Origin of the sequence: Streptomyces guryensis (assembly GCF_021261325.1) — a bacterium.
In the GTDB taxonomy this organism is placed as follows: domain Bacteria; phylum Actinomycetota; class Actinomycetes; order Streptomycetales; family Streptomycetaceae; genus Streptomyces; species Streptomyces guryensis.
The window spans coordinates 1-1052 of the sequence record NZ_JAJSBI010000077.1; the positions used below are offsets into that span (position 1 = coordinate 1).

The 1052-nt window shown below is 71.5% G+C and carries 1 protein-coding gene; it reads right to left on the reverse strand.

The features are described 5' to 3' along the window. Positions 1 to 131: 131 nt before the first annotated feature. Positions 132 to 1052, reverse strand: coding sequence for an IS5 family transposase (locus LJ657_RS48025; RefSeq protein ID WP_443735578.1), 921 nt, complete (start codon positions 1050 to 1052; stop codon positions 132 to 134).

Below are 1052 nucleotides of genomic sequence, written 5' to 3' on the forward strand. Positions count from 1 at the left end.
GCCGCTGAAGGCCAGGGAGATCACGGCTCGGCTGGGCTTGGAGACAACGTCGGCGAAGGTCGAGGGGGTGCGTTCGAAGGCCCGGCGTCTGGCGGAGCGCGGGTGGCTCATCCTGGAGGCGTCGGGTGCATTCAGAGCGGGCCGGCGGCCCGTGGCCGTGCCAGACGCCGGCTCATCCGCGTGACCATCGACCACCGGATCATCGCCTCGCTGCTGGCCGGCAGCGTCTCGTAGTCCCGGGCCAGCCGACGTGAATGCATCAGCCACGCGAACGTGCGCTCTGCCACCCAGCGCCTGGGCAGCACCACGAACCCGGTCATGTCGTCGGTGCGTTTGACGATCTCCAGGGCCAGCGCGAGTTTCTGACGGCACCAGTCGACGAGGCAGCCGGTGTAGCCGCCGTCGGCCCAGACGAGAGTGATGTCGCGGTGCAGACGGCGCAGCCGGGTCAGCAGGCCCGTCGCGGCGTCGCGGTCGCCGATGTTCGCGGCGGTCACCGCGACGGCCAGGAGCAGGCCGAGGCAGTCGGTCACGATGTGCCGCTTGCGGCCGCCCACTTTCTTCCCGCCGTCCCAGCCGCGTGAGGCGGCCGGAACCGAGGCCGCGGCCTTCACCGACTGCGCGTCGATGATCCCCGCCGTGGGCTCGGCCTCACGGCCCTCCCGCTCACGGACCCTCCCGCGCAGCCGGTCGTGGAACTCGGTGATCAGCCCGTGCTCGCGCCACCGGCGGAAGAAGGCGTAGACGCGGCCCCAGTCGGGGAAGTCCGCGGGCATCGCCCGCCACGAGATCCCGCCCGCGACCAGGTAGCGGATCGCGTCCAGCAGCTGGCGGTGGCAGTAGCCCTCGGGCTGCCCGCCCCTGCCCTTCAGCCAGGCCGGCACCGGCAGCAACGGCCGCACGGCCGCCCACTCCGCGTCCGTCATGTCCGACGGATACCGGCGCACCCGGTCAGGATGATCGGCCGCGTTGCCGTACACGTGCGCGAGGCAATCACACGATGGTGCAGCCGAGTTGAACTGGACGGGCTCGGACGCGTACAACAACGACAC